Annotated in this window: 25 protein-coding genes and 1 tRNA gene; 13 read left to right on the top strand and 13 right to left on the bottom strand. The window is 71.1% G+C overall.

The window, feature by feature from the left end; genetic code table 11:
* Positions 1–167: 167 nt before the first annotated feature.
* Positions 168–959, bottom strand: coding sequence for a class I SAM-dependent methyltransferase (locus tag SSP24_RS27455; protein WP_141312410.1), 792 nt, complete (start codon positions 957–959; stop codon positions 168–170).
* 263 nt (positions 960–1,222) lie between these two features.
* Between SSP24_RS27455 and mshA the strand changes: the two genes are divergently transcribed.
* Both mshA and SSP24_RS27445 read left to right on the top strand, forming a co-directional pair.
* On the top strand, positions 1,223–2,563 hold the full coding sequence (gene mshA / locus SSP24_RS27450; RefSeq protein WP_167529725.1) for a D-inositol-3-phosphate glycosyltransferase: 1,341 nt from the start codon (positions 1,223–1,225) through the stop codon (positions 2,561–2,563).
* Positions 2,564–2,577: 14 nt separating this feature from the next.
* Positions 2,578–3,102: a type III secretion system chaperone family protein gene (locus tag SSP24_RS27445; RefSeq protein ID WP_141312387.1), complete on the top strand. Its 525-nt coding sequence runs from the start codon at positions 2,578–2,580 to the stop codon at positions 3,100–3,102.
* Here SSP24_RS27445 and SSP24_RS27440 read toward each other — a convergent pair.
* On the bottom strand, positions 3,063–3,878 hold the full coding sequence (locus SSP24_RS27440) for a helix-turn-helix transcriptional regulator (protein WP_141312386.1): 816 nt from the start codon (positions 3,876–3,878) through the stop codon (positions 3,063–3,065). The two genes, SSP24_RS27445 and SSP24_RS27440, sit on opposite strands and share 40 nt — an antisense overlap.
* Before the next feature lie 49 nt (positions 3,879–3,927).
* Here SSP24_RS27440 and SSP24_RS27435 point away from each other — a divergent pair, with 49 nt between their 5' ends.
* Entirely contained in the window at positions 3,928–4,374 is a 447-nt protein-coding gene (locus SSP24_RS27435) for a DUF2000 domain-containing protein (protein ID WP_141312385.1), read from the top strand.
* Between the two features lie 8 nt (positions 4,375–4,382).
* Here SSP24_RS27435 and SSP24_RS27430 read toward each other — a convergent pair whose 3' ends face one another.
* The 3 genes from SSP24_RS27430 to SSP24_RS27420 all read right to left on the bottom strand — a co-directional run bounded on the left by SSP24_RS27430 (position 4,383) and on the right by SSP24_RS27420 (position 9,247).
* Entirely contained in the window at positions 4,383–5,639 is a 1,257-nt protein-coding gene (locus SSP24_RS27430) for an MDR family MFS transporter (RefSeq protein ID WP_174864722.1), read from the bottom strand.
* A 73-nt stretch (positions 5,640–5,712) separates the two neighbouring features.
* Positions 5,713–7,482 (bottom strand): stealth family protein, encoded by a 1,770-nt coding sequence (locus SSP24_RS27425; protein WP_141312384.1) that lies wholly within the window; start codon positions 7,480–7,482, stop codon positions 5,713–5,715.
* 13 nt (positions 7,483–7,495) lie between these two features.
* Complete coding sequence (locus tag SSP24_RS27420) at positions 7,496–9,247, bottom strand: stealth family protein (RefSeq protein WP_141312383.1); 1,752 nt, start codon at positions 9,245–9,247, stop codon at positions 7,496–7,498.
* Between the two features lie 175 nt (positions 9,248–9,422).
* Between SSP24_RS27420 and SSP24_RS27415 the strand changes: the two genes are divergently transcribed.
* The gene (locus SSP24_RS27415; RefSeq protein ID WP_141312382.1) at positions 9,423–10,184 is read left to right on the top strand and encodes a phosphoglyceromutase; all 762 of its coding nucleotides are present in this window, start codon (positions 9,423–9,425) and stop codon (positions 10,182–10,184) included.
* 76 nt (positions 10,185–10,260) lie between these two features.
* On the opposite strand, the gene SSP24_RS27410 is transcribed toward SSP24_RS27415, so the two are convergent.
* The 3 genes from SSP24_RS27410 to phoU form a co-directional block, all read right to left on the bottom strand.
* On the bottom strand, positions 10,261–10,509 hold the full coding sequence (locus SSP24_RS27410; RefSeq protein WP_141312381.1) for an SCO4226 family nickel-binding protein: 249 nt from the start codon (positions 10,507–10,509) through the stop codon (positions 10,261–10,263).
* Between the two features lie 126 nt (positions 10,510–10,635).
* Positions 10,636–10,803, bottom strand: a complete 168-nt coding sequence (locus SSP24_RS43045) for a hypothetical protein (protein ID WP_167529724.1) — start codon at positions 10,801–10,803, stop codon at positions 10,636–10,638.
* A 112-nt stretch (positions 10,804–10,915) separates the two neighbouring features.
* Positions 10,916–11,599, bottom strand: coding sequence for a phosphate signaling complex protein PhoU (gene phoU, locus SSP24_RS27405; RefSeq protein WP_141312380.1), 684 nt, complete (start codon positions 11,597–11,599; stop codon positions 10,916–10,918).
* Between the two features lie 259 nt (positions 11,600–11,858).
* Here phoU and phoR point away from each other — a divergent pair, with 259 nt between their 5' ends.
* Positions 11,859–13,130 (top strand): two-component system sensor histidine kinase PhoR, encoded by a 1,272-nt coding sequence (phoR, locus tag SSP24_RS27400; RefSeq protein ID WP_141312379.1) that lies wholly within the window; start codon positions 11,859–11,861, stop codon positions 13,128–13,130.
* Entirely contained in the window at positions 13,127–13,807 is a 681-nt protein-coding gene (phoP, locus tag SSP24_RS27395) for a two-component system response regulator PhoP (protein WP_043502011.1), read from the top strand. Before phoR ends, phoP begins: the two co-directional genes overlap by 4 nt.
* Positions 13,808–13,886: 79 nt before the next feature.
* On the opposite strand, the gene SSP24_RS27390 is transcribed toward phoP, so the two are convergent.
* On the bottom strand, positions 13,887–14,582 hold the full coding sequence (locus SSP24_RS27390) for a copper chaperone PCu(A)C domain-containing protein (RefSeq protein WP_141312378.1): 696 nt from the start codon (positions 14,580–14,582) through the stop codon (positions 13,887–13,889).
* Between the two features lie 583 nt (positions 14,583–15,165).
* On the opposite strand from SSP24_RS27390, the gene SSP24_RS27380 reads away from it, so the two are divergent.
* The 6 genes from SSP24_RS27380 (at position 15,166) to SSP24_RS27350 (ending at position 21,580) form a co-directional block, all read left to right on the top strand.
* Positions 15,166–15,648, top strand: coding sequence for a CarD family transcriptional regulator (locus SSP24_RS27380; RefSeq protein WP_003953493.1), 483 nt, complete (start codon positions 15,166–15,168; stop codon positions 15,646–15,648).
* Positions 15,649–15,982: 334 nt separating this feature from the next.
* Positions 15,983–16,735 carry a 2-C-methyl-D-erythritol 4-phosphate cytidylyltransferase gene (gene ispD, locus SSP24_RS27370; protein ID WP_141312377.1) on the top strand — a complete coding sequence of 251 codons (753 nt, stop codon included), beginning with the start codon at positions 15,983–15,985 and terminating at the stop codon, positions 16,733–16,735.
* Complete coding sequence (gene ispF, locus SSP24_RS27365) at positions 16,725–17,216, top strand: 2-C-methyl-D-erythritol 2,4-cyclodiphosphate synthase (protein WP_141312376.1); 492 nt, start codon at positions 16,725–16,727, stop codon at positions 17,214–17,216. The genes ispD and ispF overlap by 11 nt, the downstream gene beginning before the upstream one ends.
* Before the next feature lie 86 nt (positions 17,217–17,302).
* Positions 17,303–18,703: a cysteine--tRNA ligase gene (cysS, locus tag SSP24_RS27360; protein WP_141312375.1), complete on the top strand. Its 1,401-nt coding sequence runs from the start codon at positions 17,303–17,305 to the stop codon at positions 18,701–18,703.
* Between the two features lie 95 nt (positions 18,704–18,798).
* Positions 18,799–19,737, top strand: a complete 939-nt coding sequence (gene rlmB, locus SSP24_RS27355; RefSeq protein ID WP_141312374.1) for a 23S rRNA (guanosine(2251)-2'-O)-methyltransferase RlmB — start codon at positions 18,799–18,801, stop codon at positions 19,735–19,737.
* A gap of 118 nt (positions 19,738–19,855) precedes the next feature.
* Positions 19,856–21,580 (top strand): DoxX family protein, encoded by a 1,725-nt coding sequence (locus SSP24_RS27350; protein WP_167529723.1) that lies wholly within the window; start codon positions 19,856–19,858, stop codon positions 21,578–21,580.
* Positions 21,581–21,690: 110 nt separating this feature from the next.
* On the opposite strand, the gene SSP24_RS27345 is transcribed toward SSP24_RS27350, so the two are convergent.
* The 3 genes from SSP24_RS27345 to SSP24_RS27335 all read right to left on the bottom strand — a co-directional run bounded on the left by SSP24_RS27345 (position 21,691) and on the right by SSP24_RS27335 (position 24,348).
* Entirely contained in the window at positions 21,691–22,422 is a 732-nt protein-coding gene (locus tag SSP24_RS27345) for a nucleotidyltransferase family protein (RefSeq protein WP_141312373.1), read from the bottom strand.
* 145 nt (positions 22,423–22,567) lie between these two features.
* The gene (locus SSP24_RS27340; RefSeq protein ID WP_141312372.1) at positions 22,568–23,023 is read right to left on the bottom strand and encodes a hypothetical protein; all 456 of its coding nucleotides are present in this window, start codon (positions 23,021–23,023) and stop codon (positions 22,568–22,570) included.
* A gap of 236 nt (positions 23,024–23,259) precedes the next feature.
* Entirely contained in the window at positions 23,260–24,348 is a 1,089-nt protein-coding gene (locus tag SSP24_RS27335) for an ABC transporter ATP-binding protein (protein WP_141312371.1), read from the bottom strand.
* Positions 24,349–24,565: 217 nt separating this feature from the next.
* On the opposite strand from SSP24_RS27335, the gene SSP24_RS27330 reads away from it, so the two are divergent.
* Positions 24,566–24,639, top strand: a tRNA-Thr gene (locus tag SSP24_RS27330).
* Between the two features lie 28 nt (positions 24,640–24,667).
* Here SSP24_RS27330 and SSP24_RS27325 read toward each other — a convergent pair.
* Positions 24,668–26,074, bottom strand: coding sequence for an NAD(P)/FAD-dependent oxidoreductase (locus tag SSP24_RS27325; protein WP_174864721.1), 1,407 nt, complete (start codon positions 26,072–26,074; stop codon positions 24,668–24,670).
* Positions 26,075–26,112 lie beyond the last annotated feature (38 nt).

Below are 26,112 nucleotides of genomic sequence, written 5' to 3'. Positions count from 1 at the left end.
AAAACGACAGAGGCAGTGACTCCCTCCCCCATTACGGCCGTCGTACGGCGATCCCCCCGCCTTTGTGACGAACGACTCACAGAGATCGTTCCGCGCGCCCCGAAGCCCCGGGAAAACGAGGGGCGAAGCCCGAACGTCCGGCGCGCCAACGCCGTTGCGGGCGATGTTCACGCCCGCGGCGCCAACGCCCCCCACCTCACGGTCACTTCCCCCTGCCGCCACCGCGCCGGACCGTCCGTCACCGGCCAGTCCGCCGTGAGGTCCCGTACGGCCCGGATCCAGCGCTGGCGTGCGCCGTACGACGCGTAGGGCGCTGCGGCGGCCCAGGCGCGGTCGAAGTCGCGCAGGAAGGCGTGCACCGGCTCGCCGGGGACGTTGCGGTGGATCAGCGCCTTGGGCAGGCGTTCCGCCAGGTCCGAGGGGCGTTCCAGGGAGCCCAGCCGGGTCGCGAAGGTCACCGTGCGCGGGCCCTCCGGGCCGAGCGCGACCCACACGTGCCGCCGCCCGATCTCGTCGCAGGTCCCCTCGACCAGCAGCCCGCCCCGCGAACCGCGCGCCGGATCGGCCGGCGCGAGCCGCGCGCACAGCCGTTCCCACACACCGGCGACCTCCGCCTCCTCGTACTGCCGCAGGACGTTGGCGGCGCGGATGAGATGCGGCCGCTGGGGGAGCGGGACCTCGAAGCCGCCGTGCCGGAAGGCGAGCCCCTCGCGCGCGTACGGCTGAGCGGCGGCCACGCGCGCGGGTTCGATCTCGACGCCGACCACGCGCGCGTGCGGCGCGGTCGCGCGCAGGCGGGTGAGGAGCTCGACGGCGGTCCAGGGGGCGGCGCCGTAGCCGAGGTCGACGGCGACCGGCTCGGCGGCGCGGCGCAGTTCGCGGCCGTGGGTGGCGGCGATCCAGCGGTCCATGCGCCGCAGCCGGTTCGGATTGGTCGTCCCGCGCGTCACCGTTCCCACGGGGCGGGTCGCTGCGCGGGTTGTCACACATACGAGGGTATGGGCGCCCGGGGCGTGCTCCGGACCGAACGCCCGCGCCACCTCCGCCATACACCCCACCCAACCCCGCCATACACCCCACCCCTCGAACGGTTGAGCGATCAACGGTAATGATTCAGCAAAAAACCATCCGCCGGAAATGGAGCACCCCCCTCCGGTGTTGCACCCCGTTGAGGGCCCGGACGTCCTCGAACAGGCATGCCCGCGGCAGGGAGGAACGGCACGTGAGCCAATACGTCAGCAGGCTCGGTCGCCGCTCCCCGGCGGCCCCCTCGCGGCTCCGCCTGGGCCACCGCCGCCCGCGCCGCGTCGCCATGCTCTCCGTGCACACCTCCCCGCTCCACCAGCCCGGCACCGGCGACGCCGGCGGCATGAACGTCTACATCGTGGAGCTCGCTCAGCGCCTCGCCGCGATCAACATCGAGGTCGAGATCTTCACGCGCGCCACCACGGCCGCTCTCCCGCCCGCCGTGGAACTCGCCCCCGGTGTCCTCGTCCGGCACGTCGACGCGGGCCCCTACGAGGGCCTCGCCAAGGAGGACCTCCCGGCGCAGCTGTGCGCCTTCACGCACGGCGTGATGCAGGCCTGGGCCGGCCACCGTCCCGGCTACTACGACCTCGTGCACTCGCACTACTGGCTCTCCGGCCACGTCGGCTGGCTCGCCGCCCAGCGCTGGGGCGTCCCCCTGGTGCACGCCATGCACACCATGGCCAAGGTCAAGAACGCCAACCTCGCCGACGGCGACACCCCCGAGCCCGCCGCCCGGGTCATCGGCGAGACCCAGATCGTGGCCGCGGCGGACCGGCTGATCGCCAACACGGCGGAGGAGGCCGACGAGCTGGTACGGCACTACGCCGCCCACCGCGCCAAGGTCGCCGTGGTCCACCCGGGCGTCAACCTCGACCGCTTCCACCCGGCCGACGGCCGCGCCGCCGCCCGCGCCCGTCTCGGCCTGCCGCAGGACGCCCTGATCCCCCTCTTCGCGGGCCGCATCCAGCCCCTGAAGGCCCCCGACGTGCTCCTTCGCGCGGTCGCCGTCCTGCTCGACGAGCGGCCCGACCTGCGCTCCCGGCTGGTCGTCCCGGTCGTCGGCGGGCCCAGCGGCAGCGGCCTCGCCAAGCCGGAGGGCCTGCAGAAGCTGGCCGCGCGGCTGGGCATCGCCGATGTCGTACGGTTCCGCCCGCCCGTCGGCCAGGACCAGCTCGCGGACTGGTTCCGGGCCGCGTCCGTGTTGGTCATGCCGTCGTACAGCGAGTCGTTCGGCCTGGTTGCCATAGAGGCGCAGGCGTCGGGGACGCCGGTGCTGGCCGCCGCGGTCGGCGGTCTTCCGGTCGCCGTACGGGACCGGCGTACCGGTTTCCTCGTCCAGGGGCACGATCCGGCGGCGTACGCGCGCGTACTGGGCGATTTCGCCGACGATCCGCAGCTGTCCGCCCGGCTGGGTACGGCCGCCGCCCACCACGCCCGCTCCTTCGGCTGGGACGCCTCGGCCGCCGCCACGGCGGAGGTCTACACGGCGGCCCTGCAGTCCCACCGCCGCCGCTCCCGGGCCCACCACGGCTGACGTACGCTGCCGCCATGGGCGATGCAGAGCAGCGGGCGGCGCAGACCATCGAGGGCGTGTTCAAGGACGCGGAGCTGGAGTGGGAGAGCCCCACGCCCGGCCACTACGTCGTCAAGCTCCCCGGCACCCGCAAGTTGTCGACGACGGTCTCCCTGATCGTCGGCCGCCACTCCCTGTCCCTGAACGCCTTCGTGATCCGCCACCCCGACGAGAACGAACCCGCCGTCCACCGCTGGCTGCTGGAGCGCAACCTCAAGCTGTACGGCGTGAGTTACGCCGTCGACCCGCTCGGCGACATCTACGTCACCGGCAAGCTTCCGCTCGCCGCCGTCACCTCGGACGAACTGGACCGGCTGCTCGGGCAGATCCTTCAGGCCGCCGACGGCGCCTTCAACACCCTTCTGGAGATGGGTTTCGCCTCCGCGATCCGCAAGGAGTACGCGTGGCGCGTCTCGCGCGGCGAATCGACCCGCAACCTGGAGGCGTTCGCGCATGTGATTCAGCGCGAAGACCCTGAGGGCGGCGCGCCGTCCCGGTAGCGCCCCGGAGTCACCCCCACCAACCGCCGGAAGTGCCGGGTGAGATGGGCCTGGTCGTAGAACCCGGTCGCGGCCGCAGCCTCGGCCGGGCGGACACCGGCGAGCAGCAGCCGCCGGGCGCGTTCGACGCGCCGGGAGTTCAGGTACTGGTGCGGCGCGATGCCGTACGCCCCGCTGAACGCCCGTACCAGATGGGCCGGATGAGCCTGCAGGAGTGAGCCCGCCTCCTCCAGCGACAGGCCGTGGACCACCCGCTCGTCGAGAAGTTCCCGCAGTCGGCGCGCCAGGGCGGGGTCGGTGCGCGGGCCGGTGGTGGCGAGCCGTGGCCGCAGATGGGCCCGCAGCCGGTCCCCGACGAGCGTCAGGCGGCTCTCCGCCTCCAGCTCGTCACCGGGCGCGGCGAGCGCGCCGTGCAACTGCCCCACGCGCCGCCGCAGCACCGGATCGCGCAGGTCGGGCGCGTCGACGGCGGGCCCGATCAGGTCGTCGGTGAGCAGCGAACCGTCCAGGTACAGCACCCGCTTGCGGAAGCCGTGCGGGGTGGCGGCGGAGCCGTTGTGGGGGACGTGCGGCGGCAGCAGGGTCACCGTGTCGTGCGGGGTGCCGTGCTCGTGCCGGTCGAGGTCGTACCGTACGGCGCCGTCGTCCACGATGAGCAGCGTCCACGCCTCGTGGACGTGCATCGGATAGGCGTACGCGGTGAAATGGGCGTGAAAGACCTCGACGACGCCCGGGACGGGCGGCCGCCAGGCGGAGACCTCCCGCTGCTGGGCCATGCAAAAAACGTACAAGACCAGGCGGTACGACGGTCAGCACGCTGGTCCCATGAACGATTCCGCACCTGACCGCGCCGTCCGCACCGACCGCTTCGACACCAAGATCGCCGTCCTGCTCCGTGAGGACCTGGAGACCTGGCAGCGTCTGAACGTCACCGCCTTCCTGGTCAGCGGCCTCGGCAGCCAGGTCCCCGAGGTGATCGGCGAGCCGTACGAGGACGCCGACGGCGTGCCCTATCTGCCGATGTTCCGCCAGCCGGTGCTGGTCTTCGAGGGCACGAAGGAGACGCTGACCGCGGCCCACGCGCGCGTGCTCTCCCGTGCCCTCCCGCGCGCGGTGTTCACCTCGGACCTGTTCACGACGGGCAACGACCGCGACAACCGGGCGGCCGTGCGGGCGGTGCGGACGGCGGAGCTGGACCTGGTGGGGCTCGCCGTCCACGGCCCGCGCAATGCCGTGGACAAGGTGCTGAAGGGTGCCCGGATGCACCCCTAACAGCTCCGTCAGGCGGCGCTGACCTCGGGCTTCGCGGGGGTTGGTGCCGCGGTGGCGGTCGGTTGCTGCTTCGGCAGGCGGCGCATCAGGACGCCGTATCCGATCGCCGCCGCCGTGCCGACCACCGCGCACAGGCCCCACAGCCACTCCGCGCCGAACCGGTCGATGACGAAGCCGGACATCAGGGGCGCGACCAGGCCCGCGACGGACCAGGACATGGTGTGCATGCCCTGGTAGCGGCCGCGGCCGTGCTCCGGAGAGAGGGCGACGACGAGGCCGGTCTGGGTGGGTGCCTGGACGATCTCGGCGAGGGTCCAGACGCAGACGGTGAGGGCGAAGAGGCCGACCGAACCGGCGAACGCGGTGAGGCCGAATCCGTACCCGGCGAGCAGCGACGAGATGATCAGCAGCCGTCGGGGATCGCGGTGTTCGATGAAACGGGTGACCGGGATCTGGAGCGCGACGATCAGTACGCCGTTGACGGCGATGGCCATGCCGTAGTCGGCGGGCGTGAACCCGGCCTCGCCCATGGCGATCGGCAGCCCGACGGAGCCCTGCTGGAAGATCAGCGCGCACAGGAAGGACAGCCCGACGATGCCCATGAAGCGCCCGTCCCGCAGGACGGTGCCGAGGGAGACCGCGTCCGCCTCCTTCGCCGTGGCCGCCCGCTCGGGCCTGGACTCCGGCAGCTTCACGAACACGACGATCGCGCAGGCCATCGTCATACCGGCCTCGATCAGGAAGCCGGCGCGGTAGCTGACCTCGGCGATGAAACCGGCGGCCGTGGAGGAGATCGCGAAACCGAGGTTGATCGCCCAGTAGTTCAAGGAGAAGGCGCGCACCCGGTCCTCGGGCCGGATGATGTCGGCCATCATCGCCTGCACGGCGGGCCGGGAGGCGCTGGAGGCGGCGCCCACCAGGAAGGCGACGGCGGCGATGGCCACCGGGTGCTGCACAAACCCGAGCAGCGCGACGGACACCGCGGTGGACGCCTGGGCGATGAGCAGCGTCGGCCGCCGCCCGAGCCGGTCGGCCATCACGCCGCCGCCGATGGAGAGGACGACGCCGCCGAGGCCGTACAGCGCCGCGACCAGACCGGCGTACGTGGCGGAGTGGCCGCGGTCCATGGTCAGGTACATGGCCATGAAGGTGGCCACGAACCCGCCGAGCCGGTTGATGAGCGTGCTGGTCCACAGCCACCAGAACTCGCGGGGGAGCCCGGAGACGCTCTCCCGGACGGCACGTCTCAGGGTGGCTGGTGACATCGCGGATCCCCCACAGCTGTAAGTGGCTCAAGCGGCACCCACAACTTACGAACGGGATCCTCGGACCCGCCACTCAATTAACAGGGAGCGTCAATCGTGACGGCTGTGAGGGGATGACCCGCGGCATCCGTTCGAAGCGGCTCGGGAACGGATACTTCCGCTCCAGGAAGGCGTGGATGGCCGCCTGGGCCGACGCCCGTTCCGCCGGTGCGGTGTCCACGTCGTTGAGGCAGAAGAAGTCGATGTCCTCGCCGGCCTCCAGGCGGGCCAGCCGCCGCCGCATGTCCGGGGTGCCCAACTGCACATAGCGGAAGCGGTAGTCGGCCGGGACGGCCCGGCCGGTCGCGATCGCCCAGTGGTGGTGCAGCGTGGACGCCGGGGCGAGGTCGGTGGTGGAGCGGAAGCGCGAGTACGAGGTCCGCTCCAGCTCCTCGATGCCCCGGCTCTCCATCTCCCGCATCACCGACAGCAGTTGCGGATGCGGGGTGTGCAGCGACTTGTGCGCGATCTGCCGACCGTGGAAGCGCCGGATCACCTCTCGGGTGTTCTTCCCGGCGGAGTTCGGGGCCGGCTCCATCGGGTGCGGGTCGCCGACTCCCAGCTTCAGCGGGGAGAGCGGGATGCGGGCGATGCCGTTGCCGTGGAAGAAGTGCTCGGGCCGCACCGGGCGGTTGATGAAGACGTCATCGTTGAAGTAGAGGTAGCGCTCCGACAGGCCCGGGATGTGGTGCAGTCGGCTCTCGATGGCGTGCGAGTTGAAGACGGGGAGCGCGTCGGCCGGGAGGATGTCCCGGTGGTCGACCACGGTCAGGTCCTCCGCGTCCGGATCCAGCCAGTCGGGGATCTGCGCGTCGGTGACAAGGTAGACATGCCGGATGAATCCGGCGTACATCTCCAGTGAGCGCAGCGCGTACTTCAGTTCGTCGTGGCTGGTGTAGCGGGAGGCGCCGGTCTCGCGCGGGGCGATGTCGTTGCCGGAGTCGGCCTGGTGGGCGCGGCGCTTCGCGGCCAGCGCCGGGTCGTCCCCGTCGACCCAGGTGTACACGGCGTCGACGGGGAAGCGCACCTCGCTGATGTCCGGCTCGGCGAAGGGGGCGAACGTCGGCACGGAGCGGCGCGGGCCGTTCACCACGGCCGGTCGCTGCGCCGACTCCGGAAGCACCTCGGACACCGGGTTGCGGCGCGGCGCGACGAGCGCTGTCTCGAAGACGTCCGGCAGTTGGACGCCGGGCACGGTGAGATGGCCGGGCTCGGTGCCCAGGTCCCGGCCGTGCCGCCAGAACTCGATGTCGCACCCCGTCTCCAGACCGCCGAGCACCTGCCCCGCCGGGCCGAGGCGCACCACGCCGGTCCGCAGCACCCCGGCCTGCCGCAGAGCCAGCGGCAGCCGCCCGTCGGCCCACAGCACCGCCCTGCTCACGCCGCCGTCCGGATCGACGGCGCCGACATAGGCGGGGGTGCGGGCGAAGTGCTTCGCGGCCTGCGCCAGGACCGTGTCGTGGTACGTCTCCGTGACGCCGATCACCTGACGCGCACCGCCGTGCCGGGGGTCGGCCGGGACCAGGAAGTACGGGACCTCGGCCTCGTCCAGCAGGGCGCACACCTGATCGAGGTCGGTGGCGGCGGCGTCCGTGGCGGTGTAGCCGGTGACGGTACGCCCGTACAGCCGGGTCGGTCCGCAGGTGACCCGGCGCAGCCCGGGGACGACGGCGCGCATACGGCGCCGGGCCGGGGCGGCGCGCAGCGCCCAGAGCCGGGCCGACAGCCCGAGCCCGAGGCGTACTACGAGGTCCCGGGCGGGGCGCAGGCCCGGGACCGCCGTGAGGCGGTGACGGATGTTCATGGCCGGGGCCCCGTCAGCTCTGCTGCTCGGAGGGGACGGGCTGCTGCTCCGTGGGCCTCTTTGTGTGCTCCGGCTGCTTCTCGTACGGGCTGGGGAACGGGAAGTAGTTCTCCAGGAACGCGTGCATCCGGACGCTGACCTGCTCGCGCTCCTCCGGCGGCACGTCGACGTCGTTGAGGCAGAAGAAGTCGAAGCGGCGGTTGTCGCGAAGGTCGGCCAGGCGGTCCTCGGCGTCCGGGCGGCTGATGTTCACGTACCGGAAGCCGAACTTGCCCGGCACGCCCCGGCCGGTCATCAGCGCGTACTGGTAGAGCAGTGGGGCCGTCAGGGCGATGTCCGTCGGCGAGCGGAAGCGGGACGCCGTGGTGCGGGCGATGTCCTCCGCGAACAGCTCCTCCAAGGCCAGCAGCGTCTCGCGCTGCTGCGGCAGCGGGGTGTGCATGAAGTTGTTCGTCGTCATCCGCCCGAACTTCTCCAGCAGCAGCCGGCGGACGTTCTTGCTGGCGGAGTTGGTGGCCGTCTCCTCGGCGTGCGGCTTGCCGACGCCGATCTTCAGCGGAGAGACCGGAACCCTCATCAGGCCGCTGCCGTGGAAGAAGTGCTCGGGGGTGATCCGGCGGCCGACGAACACGTCGTCATTGAAGTACAGGTAGTGCTCGGACAGGCCGGGGATGTGGTGCAGCCGGGTCTCGATCGCGTGCGAGTTGAAGACGGGCAGGACGCCCTCGGGGAAGATGTCGCGGTGGTCGACGACCGTGATGCCCTCGGCCTCGTCATCGAGCCAGTGCGGCTTCTGGCCGTCGGTGACGAGGTAGATGTGCCGGACGAAGTCGGCGTACATCGCCAGCGAGCGCAGCGAGTACTTCAGCTCGTCATGGCTGGTGTAGCGGGAGGCGTTGATCTCCTTGTCCAGGATCTCGGCCGTGCCGCGCTCCTGGTAGCGGGCCCGCTTGGCCCGCATCTCGGGCTCCTCACCGTCGACCCAGGTGTAGACGATGTCCACGGGGAACGTGACGCGGTTGACGGTCGGCAGGGTGAGCGGGGCGAAGCTCGGCAGCTCCCGGTCGCCGACCCGCACGGTGGCGGGCTTCTGCTCGGCGACGGGCAGGACATCGGTGACGCCGTTGTTGCGGGGCGCGATGAGTGACTCGCGGAAGACGTCCTCGGACGCCTGCGGCTGCACCTTCGCCAGCCGCTGCTCCCCCTCCGCGGAGGCGAGCACCGCGGCACCGTCCTCCCAGAACTCCACGTCGCAGGCCAGCTCCGGCCCGGCGAGCAGCTGGCCGGCGGGGCCGAGGTGGTTCTCGCCGATGCGCAGCACGGGGGCCGTGCGCAGCGCGTTCGGCAGCACACTGTCCATGAACATCGCGGGGTTCTCCAGCTGCCCACCGGGCAGCGGCCGCCCGATGAACACGGCCTTCCCGGCGTTCCGGGCCTCCAGAGCGGCGAGGAACCGCTGCCGGTCGACGGCGTTCACACCCACGGTGTGACGGATGCGGGAGGTCGGCACGAGGAAGTAGGAGATGCCTTCCTGCTCCAGCGCGGCGACCACCAGATCGAGGTTGGTGGCGGCGGCCTCGGCGGCGGTGAAACGGGTCACGATGCGGCCGTAGAGCTGCTGGCCGCGCACCGTCACCGGACGCAGGACCGGGTCGCCGACCGCTGCTCTGCGGCGGCGCCGCATCGTCCGCAGCTGCCAGACCCGCTCAGCGGCCTTCCGCTCGACTCGCGGTCGTATCCGCCGTGCAAAGGAACGCACCGTCACGTTCTGAGCTCCTCTTCCTCCTGGGCACCTACACAGGTCTGGGGCAGCCAGACACACCAACGTGGTCGAAGGTTGGGGGGGAATCTACTTGAAATTAAAGAAGCGGGGGAACCCGTGGCATGGGCATGCTCCGGCGGCCCGCTCGCGCCGCTCGGGCTTAGGTAGGCTCGAAGCCATGGCCGACGCACCGTACAAGCTGATCCTCCTCCGCCACGGCGAGAGCGAGTGGAACGAGAAGAACCTGTTCACCGGCTGGGTGGACGTCAACCTCACCCCGAAGGGCGAGAAGGAGGCGACGCGCGGCGGCGAGCTGCTGAAGGACGCCGGCCTGCTGCCTGATGTGGTCCACACCTCACTTCAGAAGCGCGCGATCCGCACCGCGCAGCTCGCCCTGGAGGCCGCCGACCGCCTCTGGATCCCGGTCCACCGTTCCTGGCGCCTGAACGAGCGCCACTACGGCGCCCTGCAGGGCAAGGACAAGGCGCAGACCCTCGCCGAGTTCGGCGAGGAGCAGTTCATGCTGTGGCGCCGGTCCTACGACACCCCGCCGCCGGCGCTGGACCGCGACGCCGAGTACTCCCAGTTCTCCGACCCGCGTTACGCGACTCTGCCGCCGGAGCTGCGCCCGCAGACGGAGTGCCTGAAGGACGTCGTTGTCCGGATGCTCCCGTACTGGTTCGACGCCATCGTCCCCGACCTCCTGACCGGCCGCACGGTCCTGATCGCCGCCCACGGCAACAGCCTGCGCGCCCTGGTCAAGCACCTCGACGGCATCTCCGACGCCGAGATCGCGGGCCTGAACATCCCGACGGGCATCCCGCTGTCCTACGAACTCGACACCGACTTCAAGCCGGTCGTCCCGGGCGGCACGTACCTCGACCCGGACGCGGCTGCGGCGGCCATTGAGGCGGTCAAGAATCAGGGCAAGAAGAAGTAGGCCCACCCGATCAAGCCAAGAGCGACCCCCTGCCGGCACCGTCTTCGCGGCAGGGGGTCGCGGCGCGGATGACGCGTCAGACCGTCAACGGCACCGGATGGATCTCGTCCGCCTTGTGCCCCGCGCGCTCGTGGATGCGTTGGACCGCATCCGCCGAAGGTGCCTCGGAGAGGCAGTAGACGATTCCGGAGTCCGGGTCCGCCCAGGCCTGCTTGAAGTGCACGCCCTCTTCCTTCTCTATGGCGAGGTCGGCCTGGTGGGCCTCCTGGAGCTGGTCCGCGGTGATGCCCAGCATGCCGCGGTGGACGTCCATGAACTGGGTCATGGCCTCGCACCTCCTTCCGTGCTGCCCATCTCCATGCTGCGCCCCGACGCCCCCCACGGCGACGCGAAGGGCCCCCGGCAATCGCGCCGGGGGCCCTTCACCGTCGTAAGGACGCGAGAAAACCGGTCAGCCGCACTGGCAGGGATTCCCCTGCTGGCACCCGCACGTGCACCCCGAGCCGCAGCCGCACGCGCCGATCAGCGTCAGGCTCCTGATGTCGGCGGGCTGCTCGGTGGGGCGTTCCTGCGTGGGGTCGGGCGTCGTCGTACCGGGCGTGCTGGGGGATTCGGCCATGGGTCCCTCCTCAAGGCACTGTGCCTGTGCCCATTTCATGCCCGGTTCGCCGGGCGCATCAACGGCGCACGGAGGCGGAAACGCGCCCCTGACAGGTACCCGGGGTGTCCGCTCAGGCCCCGTCCACCCCCGGCACCTTGTCCGCCTGCAGCTCATCCGCGTGCTCGCCGGTCACCAGGAACACCACACGCTTGGCCACCGCCACCGCGTGGTCCGCGAACCGCTCGTAGTAGCGGCCGAGCAGCGTGACGTCCACGGCTGTCTCGATGCCGTGCTTCCAGCGGTCGTCGATCAGGTGCTGGAAGAGGGTGCGGTGCAGCAGGTCCATCTCGTCGTCGTCCTGCTCCAGCTGCATCGCCAGGTCGATGTCCTTGGTCACGATGACCTCGGCCGTCTTCGCCATCAGGCGCTGCGCGAGCTGGCCCATCTCAAGGATCGTCGCGTGCAGGTCGTGCGGGACCGCGCGCGCGGGGAAGCGCAGACGGGCGAGCTTGGCGACATGCTGGGCGAGGTCGCCGGACCGTTCCAGGTCGGCGCTCATCCGCAGCGACGTGACCACGATCCGCAGGTCCGTCGCCACCGGCTGCTGGCGGGCCAGCAGGGCTATCGCCCGGGCCTCCAGGTCGTGCTGCAGGTCGTCGACCTTCTTGTCGGCCTCGATCACGCTCTCGGCCAGCTTCAGGTCGGCGTCGAGAATGGCCGTCGTGGCGCGTCCGATCGCCGACCCGACCAGCCGGGCCATCTCGACCAGGCCGTCGCCGATCGAGTCAAGTTCCTCGTGGTACGCGTCCCGCATCAGGGTTCCCTCTCGTGCGATTTCTTGGGGGATTCAGGAGGATTCATGGGGGCCTGGCGGAGCACCGCGCGTATCCGCCGGGACCCCGTCGTGAACCGGTGTTACGAACCCCACGCTCCCACGATCCGGGCCCCACGCGTCCGTTTCGGCCACCCCAAATGAATCAATACTGGCTCCAAGGTGAACTCTGAGCGACGAGTGTTCGAGCTCGCACTCGGACGGCTGTGGGCAAGGGGTAGTGCATGCCTAACCTGGATGCATGGACGTGAACGCGGCGGTCGCCGCAGCGGCAGCGATCGCCGGTGTGCTCACCGGTGTCATCGCCATGCTGGCGTTCCGCTGGAGCGAACGCGACCTGAAGCGGCCCACCCGCACCTCCCTGCACACCGACCCGGTGCTGCCACCGGGCGTGGACACCGTGCTGTCCGTACTGCGCTCCTCGGCCGTCGTCCTCGACGAGGCCGACGCCGTCGTCAAGGCCAGCTCCGCCGCCTACGCCCTCGGACTGGTCCGCGGCGGCAAGCTCGCCGTCGACCCCATGCTCCAGATGGCCCGCGACACCCGGCGCGACGGCGAGATACGCCAGGTCGAGCTGGATCTGCCCCGGCGCGGCTCCGGCCGCGGCGAGGCCCTCGCGGTCTCGGCCCGGGTCGCCCCGCTGGGCTCCCGGCTGGTGCTGCTGCTGGTCGAGGACCTCACCGAGGCCCGCCGGATAGAAGCGGTACGACGCGACTTCGTCGCCAACGTCAGCCACGAGCTGAAGACCCCCGTCGGCGCGCTCTCCCTCCTCTCCGAGGCCGTCATGGACGCCTCCGACGACCCGGAGGCCGTGGAGCGCTTCGCCGGGCGGATGCAGATCGAGGCGACCCGGCTGACCAACCTGGTGCAGGAGCTCATCGACCTCTCCCGGGTCCAGAACGACGACCCGCTGGAGGACGCCGAGCCGGTCCGGGTGGACGAACTGGTCGCCGAGGCCATCGACCGCTGCCGCCACCAGGCGGGCACCAAGCAGATCACGATGGCCGCGGGCGGCACCGCCGACCTGCATGTCTGGGGCAACCGCAGCCAGCTGGCCGCGGCGCTGGGCAACCTGGTGGAGAACGCCGTCAACTACTCCCCCGCCCGCACCCGCGTCGGCATCGCCGCCCGGCGCGTCAGCGGCTCCGGCGGGGACATCATCGAGGTCGCCGTGACCGACCAGGGCATCGGCATCTCCGACAAGGACAAGGAGCGCATCTTCGAGCGCTTCTACCGTGTCGACCCCGCCCGCTCCCGTGCCACCGGTGGTACGGGGCTCGGGCTCGCCATCGTCAAGCACGTGGCCGCCTCGCACGGCGGGGAGGTCACGGTGTGGAGCTCCGAGGGACAGGGCTCCACCTTTACGCTGCGACTGCCGGAGGCGGGTCTGGCCCGCGACCGGGCGCACCAGCACCCCGCCCTCGACGACGAGGCCGAGGCCGGGCAGTCCGCCGACTCATCCCGCGCAACACCCCCGTACGAATCGCTTCCCGCCCCGGAGGTCCTTCCGTGACCCGTGTGCTCGTCGTCGAGGACGAGGAGTCCTTCTCCGACGCCCTGTCGTACATGCTCCGCAAGGAGGGCTTCGAGGTCGCCGTCGCGACCACCGGGCCCGACGGACTCGACGAGTTCGAGCGCAACGGCGCCGACCTCGTCCTCCTCGACCTGATGCTGCCCGGCCTGCCGGGCACCGAGGTCTGCCGCCAGCTGCGCGGCCGCTCCAACGTCCCCGTGATCATGGTGACCGCCAAGGACAGCGAGATCGACAAGGTTGTCGGGCTCGAAATAGGAGCCGACGACTACGTCACCAAGCCGTTCTCCTCGCGCGAGCTGGTCGCCCGTATCCGGGCCGTCCTGCGCCGCCGCGGCGAGCCGGAGGAGGTGGCCCCGGCGGCCCTGGAGGCCGGCCCGGTCCGCATGGACGTCGACCGGCACGTGGTCACCGTCGGCGGCTCCAAGGTCGACCTGCCGCTGAAGGAGTTCGACCTGCTGGAGATGCTGCTGCGCAACGCCGGCCGCGTCCTGACCCGTATGCAGCTCATCGACCGCGTCTGGGGCGCCGACTACGTCGGTGACACCAAGACCCTCGACGTCCACGTCAAGCGCCTGCGCGCCAAGATCGAGCCGGACCCGGGCGCGCCGCGCTACCTGGTGACGGTCCGCGGTCTCGGCTACAAGTTCGAGCCGTAAACCCCGATCACCAGCAAGCACTGAAGGGCGGGACCTCCCGGTGAGGTCCCGCCCTTCATGTATGGCCTTTGTACGACGCTCAGTGCCCGGCGGTGTCGCCCGCCGCCGCCCCCGTGGCCGACGCGGACGCCGGGTCGGTCGGCGTGCCGGAGGCGGCCCCGGTCTCGGTGCCCGTCGCGCCGCCCTCACCGCCGCCCTCACCGGTCTCCCCGGCCTCGCCCGCCGCACCGGTCGGCGAAGCGGTGGGGGAGGGGCTCGCCGCCGGGCTGCCGCTCGGGCCCCACGATGCGTAGTAGCCCTCGGCCGGGACGATGAACGCCCGCAGGCTCACGTCCCCGGTCTGGCTGAACGAGAAGGTGACCTTGTGGGCGTCGCCGTCGGTGAGGGACTCGGCGTTCTCCAGGACCGCCGACGCGTTCCCCTTGCCGCCGATGACGACCGAGCCGCCCGCCGGGATGGTCAGCGCGCCCTTGCCCGACGCGGGGGAGAGCTTGACCTGCTGGGCGCCGTCGAGGCTGATCGACTCCAGCGTCTGGGCGCGGTCACTGGAGTTGAAGACGGTGGCGGAGACGACGGCCGGGCCGGTCGCCTCGGGGTCGGCCTGGGTGATGACCAGGGCGTTCTGGATCTTGATGTCGCCGACGCTGGTGGCCGCGTTGTCCGGCTTGATCTCCAGGGTCTGCGAGTTGTTGCCGGCGCCGCAGGCGGCGAGCGAGGCGATCGAGAAAGCGATGGCGGTGGCGGCGAGGGCGCCGCGTCGAAGGCTGCTGCTCACGGCGGCGGCAACTCCTTGAACGCAGGGGCAGCTGTCGTAGTAAAGCCGCCCTAAGTGGCTGTCAGCGGCCTTAGGTTACCGAGCCGTCCGCGGACGGCCGCACCCGACCCTCCCCGGCGGCCGCCCGGCTTCGCTCAGCAGGGGGTACGGAGAGCCTCCCTGTTCGGGCGTGTCCGGTGCTCGTACGGCATTCACATAAGCCTTCGCGAAATTTAGGTGAAGGAATGCGCGGCCGACCCGGAATTTGATCACGGGAGGGTCGGCCACGGGTCTCGTGATCAATTCCGGAAACGTCTCGTACCGACCGCCAGGCGCCGAACGGAGTAGCGGAAGTCGAGCGTTTGGAACCGGACATTTAGGGATGTTCGGCCGTCCGGCGGGGTCCCCGGATGTGCGTAACGCGCACGTTTCACTCGGCCCGAAGAGCCGCTCCGACCTGCGAATACCTTGTTCCGAGGGTTGGCCGAAGCACGTTCCTGTTGCTGTTGTCAAGCCCCGAGATATGCCCTGACCTGCGAAAACGCCATTCAGAACCCGCCGTTTCCGTGTTACCCTGGATAGCCACGGAAGGGGTACCTGTCACATGACGTTCAAGGTTGGCGACACCGTGGTCTATCCCCATCACGGGGCCGCGCTGATCGAGGCCATCGAAACTCGCCAGATCAAAGGCGTGGACAAGACCTACTTGGTGCTGAAGGTCGCCCAGGGTGATCTGACGGTACGTGTGCCAGCGGACAATGCGGAGTTCGTCGGCGTGCGTGATGTGGTCGGTCAGGACGGGCTGGACCGGGTCTTCGAGGTGCTGCGCGCGCCGTACGCCGAGGAGCCCACGAACTGGTCGCGTCGTTACAAGGCAAACCTGGAGAAGCTCGCCTCCGGCGATGTCATCAAGGTCGCGGAAGTCGTGCGTGACCTGTGGCGTCGTGAGCGCGAGCGCGGACTCTCCGCCGGTGAGAAGCGCATGCTCGCCAAGGCCCGCCAGATCCTGGTGAGCGAGCTCGCCCTCGCGGAGAACACCAACGAGGACAAGGCCGAGGCTCTGCTCGACGAGGTGCTCGCCTCCTGACGTGAGGCAGGACCGCTCCGCTCACAACGAAGCTCACGAAGCGCACACCGAAATGCCGCGGTGCCCGATGACACTTCCCAGTCGCCGGGCGCTGCGGCATGTTCGTACCCGAGCGTGCATGGTCGTCTTTCAGCCATCCGCGCGTCCCAGCGGATGGCCGTCCGTACGTCCGCCGTGCGCCGAGGAAAACTCCCCCCGGTACTGTGCGTGCCGTGCCCGGGCGGCCGGCTCGACCAGGGTCACGGAAGGGTCCGGTCTGAGCGGTGCGCGCCCGCACGCATGCACGCTGAGGCCATACCCACGTAGGCCGAGCACACAAACCTGACAGGAACCGATGTCTGACGTTTCGCGCCCTTCGCCCGCAGGAGTCCGTACCGCCGCGGTCATCCCGGCCGCCGGCCGGGGCGTGCGCCTCGGTCCGGGTGCGCCCAAGGCGCTTCGCGCGCTGAACGGCACGCCCATGCTCATCCATGCCGTCCGCGCGCTGGCCGCATCCCGTGCCGTCTCCCTCGTCGTCGTCGTGGCCCCGCCCGACGAAACCGCCGAAGTCAAGTCGCTGCTCGACGCGCACGCCCTGCCCGAGCGCACCGACTTCCTGGTCGTCCCCGGCGGCGAGTCGAGGCAGGAGTCGGTCAAGCGCGGCCTCGACGTGTTGCCCCCCGGCTACGACATCGTGCTGGTGCACGACGCCGCCCGGCCGCTCGTCCCCGTCGACACCGTGGACGCGGTGATCGACGCCGTCCGCGCGGGCGCGCCCGCCGTGGTGCCGGCGCTGCCGCTGGCGGACACCGTCAAGGAGGTCGAGCCCGCGCGGACGCCGGGCGAGCCGGAGCCCGTGCTGGCCACGCCGGAGCGGGCGCGGCTGCGCGCCGTGCAGACCCCGCAGGGTTTCGACCGCGAGACCCTCGTACGCGCGCATGAGACCGTCACCGACAACGTCACGGACGACGCCAGCATGGTCGAGCAGCTCGGTCTCACGGTGGTCGTCGTCCCCGGGCACGAGGAGGCCTTCAAGGTCACCCGGCCGCTGGACCTGGTGCTCGCCGAGGCCGTGCTCGCCCGCAGGAGGCTGAACGATGGCTTCTGAGACGCCGCTTCCGCAGGTCGGCATCGGCACCGACATCCACGCCTTCGAGGCGGGCCGCGAGCTGTGGTGCGCCGGCCTGAAGTGGGAGGGCGAGGGGCCGGGCCTGGCCGGGCACTCCGACGCGGACGTCGTGGCGCACGCCGCGTGCAACGCGCTGTTCTCCGCCGCCGGGCTCGGTGACCTGGGCCAGCACTTCGGCACCGGGCGGCCGGAGTGGTCCGGCGCGTCGGGCGTGGCGCTGCTGACCGAGGCCGCGCGGATCGTGCGTGAGGCGGGCTTCCGGATCGGCAACATCGCGGTGCAGGTCGTCGGGCCCCGCCCGAAGATCGGCAAGCGCCGGGACGAGGCCCAGAAGGTCCTGTCGGAGGCGGCCGGGGCACCGGTGTCCGTGTCCGGGGCCACCACGGACGGGCTCGGCTTCCCGGGGCGCGAGGAAGGGCTGATGGCGGTGGCGACGGCCCTGGTGGTGCGGGTCGGCTGACCGCATCTTGAAGGGAACGTCACGAATAGACGCGGCTTGTCCACAGGGGGCACGAGGCACAGCCCCCGGCCCACTACCCTGGAGTGGTGACTATTCGCCTGTACGACACCAGCGCCCGGCAGATCCGTGACTTCACCCCGCTCAAGCCGGGTTGTGTCTCGATCTACCTGTGTGGTGCCACCGTGCAGGCGGCCCCGCACATCGGGCACATCCGCTCGGGGCTCAACTTCGACATCCTGCGCCGCTGGTTCGCGTACCGCGGCTACGAGGTGACGTTCATCCGCAACGTCACCGACATCGACGACAAGATCATCCAGAAGGCGAGCGAGCAGGACCGCCCCTGGTGGTCCATCGGGTACGACAACGAGCGCGCGTTCGACGACGGTTACCGCGCGCTCGGCTGCCTGCCGCCGACGTACGAGCCGCGCGCCACCGGCCACATCACCGAGATGGTCGAGATGATGCGCGGCCTCATCGAGCGCGGGCACGCCTACGAGGCCGACGGCAGCGTCTACTTCGACGTACGGTCCTGGCCCGCCTACCTGGAGCTGTCCCGGCAGGACCTGGAAGAGATGCGCCAGCCCACCGAGGAGGGCATCACCGGCAAGCGCGACCCGCGCGACTTCGCCATGTGGAAGGCCTCCAAGCCCGGCGAGCCCGACTGGGAGACCCCGTGGGGCCGCGGGCGCCCCGGCTGGCACCTGGAGTGCTCGGCCATGGCGCACAAGTACCTGGGCAGCGCCTTCGACATCCACGGCGGCGGCCTGGACCTGGTCTTCCCGCACCACGAGAACGAGATCGCCCAGGCCAAGGCTTACGGCGACGACTTCGCCCAGTACTGGCTGCACAACGCCTGGGTCACCATGAGCGGCGAGAAGATGTCCAAGTCGCTCGGCAACTCCGTGCTCGTGTCCGAGATGGTCAAGCACTGGCGCCCGATCGTGCTCCGCTACTACCTGGGCACCCCGCACTACCGCTCGATGATCGAGTACAGCGAGGAGGCCCTGCGCGAGGCCGAGTCGGCGTTCGCGCGGATCGAGGGGTTCGTGCAGCGCGTGGTGGAGCTGGCCGGCGGTCCGGTCGAGCCCGCCGCCGAGGTGCCGCCCGCCTTCGCCGAGGCGATGGACGACGACCTGGGCGTGCCGCAGGCCCTGGCGGTCGTGCACAACACGGTCCGGCAGGGCAACAGCGCCCTGGCCGCCGACGACAAGGAGGGCGCGGTCGCCCGCCTCGCCGAGGTGCGAGCCATGCTCGGCGTCCTCGGCCTGGACCCGCTGGACGCGCACTGGGCCGGTGAGGGCGACCGCAGCGACGATCTGCACGGGGTGGTCGACAGCCTCGTACGCCTCGTCCTGGACCAGCGTGAGGCGGCCCGCTCCCGCAAGGACTGGGCCACCGCCGACGCCATCCGCGACCAGCTCAAGCAGTCCGGGCTCGTCATCGAGGACAGCCCGCACGGACCGCGCTGGAGCCTCGGCCCGCGCTGAGCGGAAGCCGAGGCAACGGCACATTCGATGTGCCGCCCACAGGAACCGGGCGGCACACTTCATAGACGTACGTACTCACCACAGACAGGTAGGTCATGGCCGCGAACAACCGCCGCATGTCCGGCAAGAAGGGCGCGCAGGTCGGCAGCGGCGGCAAGCGGCGCCGGTCCCTCGAGGGCAAGGGGCCGACGCCCCCCGCCGAGATGCGCAAGGGCCACGCCAAGCAGCGTGCCGCCGCCGCGAAGACGCGGCGCGCGCAGGGCCGTGCGCCCCAGCGCCGTGGCGGCAAGGGGACGTCCGAGCTGGTCGTCGGGCGCAACCCGGTCGTCGAGGCGCTGCGCGAGGGCGTGCCCGCGTCCACGCTGTACGTCCAGCAGTTCATCGACAACGACGAGCGGGTCCGCGAGGCGCTGCAGCTCGCGGCCGAGCGCGGCGGCATCAACCTCATGGAGGCACCGCGCCCCGAGCTGGACCGGATGACCAACGGGCTCAACCACCAGGGGCTGGTCCTGCAGGTGCCGCCGTACGAGTATGCGCACCCCGAGGACCTCGCCGAAGCCGCCGCGGACGAGGGCGAGGACCCGCTGATCGTCGCCCTGGACGGGGTGACCGACCCGCGCAACCTCGGTGCGGTCGTGCGGTCCGTGTCCGCGTTCGGCGGTCACGGCGTCGTCGTCCCCGAGCGGCGCGCGGCCGGGATGACCGCCGGTGCGTGGAAGACGTCCGCCGGTACGGCCGCCCGTACGCCGGTCGCGCGCGCCACCAACCTCACGCGCGCGCTGGAGGCGTACAAGAAGGCCGGGATCGTCGTGGTCGGGCTCGCCGCCGACGGCGAGGTCGAGCTCGGGGAGCTGGAGGCCCTTCAGGGGCCGGTCGTCGTCGTGGTCGGCAGCGAGGGCAAGGGTCTTTCGCGGCTGGTCGGGGAGACCTGTGACTTCCGGGTGCGGATTCCGATGCCGGGTGGGGCGGAGTCGCTCAACGCCGGTGTGGCCGCGGGGATCGTGCTGTACGAGGCAGCACGACGGCGAGCCTGAACAGTCGTTCGGCAGGGTCACCCGCTCGGGGTATTCCGGGCGGTTCGGGCAAGCTTGACGCGGTCCGGACAGATCCGGCGGGTCAAAGCAGTGTCCTAAACACACGTCACTCGGTTAGATGCGCGTGGACACCAGAACACCCCGCACACCCACGGGGGACCGCTCGTCGGGATTCGACGACGCTCCCGCGCTGAGCATGGTGAAGGTGCCGAGCGACCCGGCGCAGATCATCGTCAATCACGCGAGTTTCCGCGTGCAGTTGGGCGCCTCCTCGCGCCGCGCCCAGTCGCCGCGGGTCGCACGGCACTTGAGCGCCACCGAGGACACCCCCCGCGTGCCGGTCGTCGGTACGGCGGGCAGAGCGGCCCAGGCCGGCGAAGCCCGCCGCCGCCCGGTCGTGTGGAGCGGCAGGTCCGCCCCCGACGACACCGGCGCCCACCGCCTGCTCCAGGCCGTGCGCGGTGCGGGCATCCGCCATCCGGAGGAACCGTCCGTCGACGCCGGAGCCACCCAGGTCATCCCGCGCGTCGACGTCGACGCCGGTTACGGCCGCCATGACGGCTACGACGGCTACGAGGCCTACGACGGCTACGACGACCTCGACCAGACCGTCGAGACCCCCGTCGTCGGCGCCCAGCGAACCCACGAGCGCGCCGGCACCCGGCTGCTGCCGGCGATGCGGACCGTCGAGGGCGCGTACGACGAAACCCCCTACGCCGGGGAGCGGTTCGACGACCGCTACGCCGACGACGGTTACGCCGACGACATGGAGGCCTACCCGGAGGACGAGGACACCGAGCCGCGCTCCCGGCGGCAGAGCGACGACCCCGCGCGGCACGCCTACTACCCCGGCCGCCGCATGAACCTCGGCGTCGTCCTGCTCCCGCTGCGCGTCTTCCTCGGCGCCATCTCCATCTACGCCGGCATGGGCAAGCTCTGCGACCCCGTCTACTTCGACGGCGGCGACCGCGGCTCCATGGTCAAGTGGCTCAACACCCTGCACCCCTGGGAAGTCGCCGAGCCGCTGCGTCAGTTCGCGCTCCAGCACCCCGTCGGCTCCGGGCTCGTGATCGCCTTCGCGCAGGTCATCGTGGGCGTGCTCACGGTCCTGGGCTGCTGGCAGCGGGTCGCCGCGGTGGGCGGGGCGCTGCTCTCCGCGGCGCTGCTCGTCACCGTCAGCTGGAAGAGCGTCCCGGTGTACGACGCCCCGGACATCATCTACCTCGCCGCCTGGTCGCCGCTGATCATCGCCGGGGCGCCCGTCTACTCCATCGACGGGCGGCTGGCCGGGCTCGCCTGGCGGCGACTCGGCCCGCGCTCCGACATCTGGGAGCTGCGGCGGTACGTGCTGCGCCGGGGCGCCCTCGTCACGGCGATCGTCACCGGGCTCACGCTGCTGGTCGGCTCGCTGCTCGGCGGTGCGGTACGGGACTCCGACCGCGTGGTCGTCCCCGGGCCCGGCGAGGCGCCGCGCAACGAACTGCCCGGCTCGCCGCTGCCGTCGAAGCCCGGTGACGACCGCGGGCGCAGCACCACGCCGTCGGCCGCGGCCAGCTCGCCGACGCAGGGCGCGACCTCGGCCGCACCCACCGCGGGTACCGCGACCACGCCGGGTGCGACCAGCGACACCGGCGCGGTCACCGGCGGCTCGCCGAGTCAGACACAGGGCACGACGGCGGGTCAGGCGCCACCGTCGTCGCCGGTGGAAGAGGCCCCGAGCACCAGCTCCGGCCCCACGTCGGGCGGCGGAAGCGGCTCGACGGGCGGCACGGGCTCCACGGGCGGCACGGGGTCCGGCGACGGAGAGTCGGAGCCCGGGCTGGTGGGGGGTCTGCTGGGCTAGGCCGTCCCTTCCGGCACGACGGTACGACGGTACGACGACGGGGTCCCGCACGGTGAGGCGCGGGACCCCGTCGGCGTACCCTCGTCCGGGCCGGTTGCTGGAGCGGGGTGTCAACGGCCCAGCGCGGCCAGTTCCTTCGCGGCCTCCGTGAGGTCCTTCGCGGTGTCGATGGCGCGCCAGTACGCGCCCTGGGGAATCGGGAAGCCTGCCAGGCGGCGTTCGCGGGCCAGGTGCGGGAACGTGGTGCGTTCGTGGTCGCCGCGCTCGGGGAGCATCGCGGCGAACTCGGGGGAGAAGACGTAGACGCCCGCGTTGATCTCGAAGGTGGACGGCGGGGCCTCGATGAAGTCCGTGATGTGGCCGAAGCCGTCGGTCTGGACGGCGCCCCACGGGATGCGGGGGCGGGCGAGGGCGAGGGTCGCTATGGCGTCGCGCTCGGTGTGGAAGTCCGCCATGTCGCGCAGCGAGAAGCGGGTCCAGATGTCGCCGTTGGTGGCGTACCAGGCGCGGTCGGGGTGCGGGAGGTGGGCGGCGGCGTACTTCAGGCCGCCGCCCCGGCCGAGGGGTTCCTTCTCGACGACGGTGGTGACGCGGACCGGCAGGTCGACGGAGTCCAGCCACTCCTGCAGGACCTCGGCGAGGTGGCCGCAGCTGACCACGACGTCGGTGACGCCCTCCTCGGCGAGCCAGGCGAGCTGATGGCCGATGATCGGCGTGCCCGTGCCGGGGATCTCGACCATCGGCTTGGGACGGTCGTCGGTGTAGGGGCGCAGCCGGGAGCCCTGGCCGCCGGCCAGGATGACGGCCTGGACAGGGCGCGAGGCGGCGTTCGGATCGGTCATGGCGGCACTGTACGCGGCGCCGGTCCGGGCGGTGCCGGGGGCCTGCTGTGGTGGGGGCCTGCTGTCGTGCGGGTGGATACGCGGGGCCCCGCCTCGGCCTTCGGCCTGGCGGGGCCCCGCGCGTGGTTCGGTTCTGTCGCCCGGGTCAGCCGTGGGCTGCCAGGACGCCCGAGGCGAACGAGGTGTCGCAGACGGGGCGGGCGTAGGACTGGGCGCGGGTGGGGCCGTAGATGCGGACCGCGGCGCGGCCCAGGGCGCGGGCGATGGAGGAGCAGTGGCGAGCCAGGGAGGGGCGCTCGTTCACCGCCTCCTGGAGGTGGGTGAGGGCGACGCCCGGGTTGGTTGCCTGGAGCTCGGCCATCAGCTGGTCGAGCAGCACCACGTGCGGGGCGCGCGGTGCCGCGTGGGCGTTGGTGCCGGAGGTCGAGACGTCCGCGGCGGTGAGCACCGAGTTCTCGGGGTCTCCCGACCAGTTGACCCGCGTGACCGCGAGAGTCCCGGAGAGCACCAGGACGACGGGCAGAACGAGGGCGAGGGAGCGGCCGATCCGGCGGGCGGGGCCCTGGCCGCGTCGCGTCTGTGAGGTGATGGAGTGCTTCACGCGAGTGAGGGTAGCGCCCGGTAATGATTTGGCGACATTTGGTCACCGGTTCGGGTGATGAAGTGGCGGCCTTTTCTGGGTACGGGGTTGACGTACGTTGCTCGAAATGGCCCAGTGTGCCGGGGTATTTGTCGACAAGAAAAGGGCCCCGCGGCAAGGCTGCGGGGCCCTTTTCGTCAACCTGGGTGAATTACCCCGGTTGTGTGTTTCGTGAGCCGGATCGGCCGCCGGGCGGCTCAGTCCGAGAGGCGCTCGCCCGTGGACGTGGAGAAGACGTGGGTCTCGCCGGAGCGCGGGACGACGTTCAGCGTGCTGCCCTTCTCCGGGACGTCACGGCCGTTGACGCGCACGACGAGGTCCTTGGCGTCGTCGCCGCCGACCTTGGCGGTGCCGTAGACGTACGCGTCGGCGCCGAGCTCCTCGACGACGTTCACGGTGATCGCGAGGCCCTGGTCGGAGTCCGTGGCCACGTCGAAGTGCTCGGGGCGGACGCCGACGGTGACCGTCTTGTCGGTGGTGGCGGAGAGCGCGTCCCGGTCGACCGGCACGACGCTGTTGCCGAACTTCACACCGCCGTCGGCGATCGGCACCTCGACCAGGTTCATGGCCGGGGAGCCGATGAAGCCGGCGACGAAGAGGTTCGCCGGGCGGTCGTACATGTTGCGCGGGGTGTCGATCTGCTGGAGCAGACCGTCCTTCAGCACGGCCACCCGGTCGCCCATCGTCATGGCCTCGACCTGGTCGTGGGTGACGTAGACCGTGGTGATGCCGAGGCGGCGCTGCAGCGAGGCGATCTGCGTACGGGTGGAGACGCGGAGCTTGGCGTCCAGGTTGGACAGCGGCTCGTCCATGAGGAAGACCTGCGGCTCACGCACGATCGCGCGGCCCATGGCGACACGCTGGCGCTGACCACCGGAGAGGGCCTTCGGCTTGCGGTCCAGGTACTCGGTGAGGTCGAGGATCTTCGCGGCCTCCTCGACCTTCTGCCGGATCTCCGCCTTCGGCACGCCGGCGATCTTGAGCGCGAAGCCCATGTTGTCGGCGACGGTCATGTGCGGGTAGAGGGCGTAGTTCTGGAACACCATGGCGATGTCCCGGTCCTTGGGCGGCAGGTGCGTGACGTCGCGCTCACCGATGCGGATGGCGCCGGCGTTGACGTCCTCCAGGCCCGCGAGCATCCGCAGGGAGGTGGACTTGCCGCAACCGGACGGACCGACCAGGACGAGGAACTCCCCGTCCTCGATCTCGATGTCGAGTGCGTCGACGGCGGGCTTTTCCTGACCCGGGTAGATCCGGGTCGCCTTGTCGAACGAGACAGTGGCCATGGTGAATGGGCCCCCTTCTACCGGCAGGAACGTGCCGGACGATCCGTTGTAGGAAGGTGGTTGGTTTAGTCCACACGTGCGAACTGGGTCAGGACGGTACCCCGCGTTCACGTGTTCTGTCAGTACCCCGGCCACTGTGAACTTCGCGGAAATTTTCGACAGGGCAGGGGCGCGACCTGGGTACACTGCACGAGCACGCAGTCACACGCGCGTGCAGGCCTCCTTAGCTCAGCTGGTCAGAGCGCCGCTCTTGTAAAGCGAAGGTCGTCGGTTCGAATCCGACAGGGGGCTCTCATTTCTCCGGGACCCCCGGCCCGGTTCAGTGCCGTCCGGCCACCCGGTCCGCCAGTCGGGCCAGCCGGGAGGACTCGGCGCTGTGCGTGGTGAGTTCGCGGCGGTCGGCGGTGCGGTAGGTGGCGTACATGCCGTGGACGCCCAGCCAGCGCAGTGGCTCCGGCTCCCACTTGCGGACCTTGTGGTCGACCCAGGGCAGATCCGTCAGGTCCGTGCGGGTGCCCTGGCCGGAGTCCAGCCGGACCAGATCGCGCAGGGTGCGGGCGGCGAGGTTGGCGGTGGCGACGCCGGAGCCGACGTAACCACCCGCCCAGCCGAGGCCCGTGGCGCGGTCCAGGGTGACCGTGGCGCACCAGTCGCGGGGCACGCCGAGGACGCCGGACCAGGCGTGTGCGATGCGGACGCCGGTCAGGGACGGGAAGAAGCGCTCCAGGATCTCCCGCAGCGCCTCGATCGTCGTCTCCTGGGTGCGGCCGTCGTTGTCGGTGCGGGAGCCGAAGCGGTACGGCACTCCGCGCCCGCCGAGCGCGATGCGGCCGTCGGCGGTGCGCTGGGCGTACATGTAGGCGTGGGCCATGTCGCCGAGCGTCTCGCGGCCCGCCCAGCCCACCGACTCCCACTGCTCCTCGGTGAGCGGCTCGGTCGCGATCATGGAGGAGTTCATGGGCAGCCAGGTGCGCTTGAAGCCCTTCAGGGACGCAGTGAAGCCCTCGGTGCAGCGCAGCACGTAGGGCGCGCGGACCGTGCCGTACGGGGTGACCGCGTGCTTCGGGCGGATCTCCGTCACCGGCGTCGACTCGTGGATGGTCACGCCCAGCGCCTCCACGGCCCGCGCGAGGCCCGTCACCAGCTTCACCGGGTGGATCCGGGCCCCGTGCGGCGTCCAGGAGGAGCCGACCGCGTGGGCCACCCTGATCCGCTCGGCGGTCTCGCGGGCGCCGTACAGCTCGCGGTCCTTCTCGCCGTACGACAGCTCGTGCTCGTGGAAGGCCTTCAGTCGGGCCAGCTGAGCCGGGGTGCAGGCGACTTCGAGGACGCCACCCTTGTGGATGTCGGCGTCGATGCCCTCCTCCTGGGCGGCCCTGATCACCTCGTCGACGGTGTCGTTCATGGCCCGCTGGAGCCGTACGGCGGCCTCGTGGCCGTGCACGCGCGCGTACCGGTCGCGGCCCGCGATGCCGTTGTACAGCCAGCCGCCGTTGCGGCCGGAGGCGCCGTAGCCGCAGAACTTCTGCTCCAGGACCGTGATGCGGAGGAAGGGCGCGGCCTTCTTCAGGTAGTACGCCGTCCACAGTCCCGTGTAGCCGCCGCCCACGATCACGACGTCTGCGGACGCGTCACCCGAGAGGGGCTCCCCGGGGGCGGGGAAGCCTTCCTGGGCGTACCAGAAGGAGACGCCGCCGTTCACGACGCTGCTTGCCGAGCTGCTCATGGCCGGGACGTTACCCGTGGCCGCGGGGGCTGTCTCCT

The sequence above is a fragment of the Streptomyces spinoverrucosus genome, assembly GCF_006539505.1.
Classification (GTDB): domain Bacteria; phylum Actinomycetota; class Actinomycetes; order Streptomycetales; family Streptomycetaceae; genus Streptomyces; species Streptomyces spinoverrucosus.
Note: the sequence above shows the minus strand (reverse complement) of the source record. Positions and strands in the feature narration are given on the sequence as shown.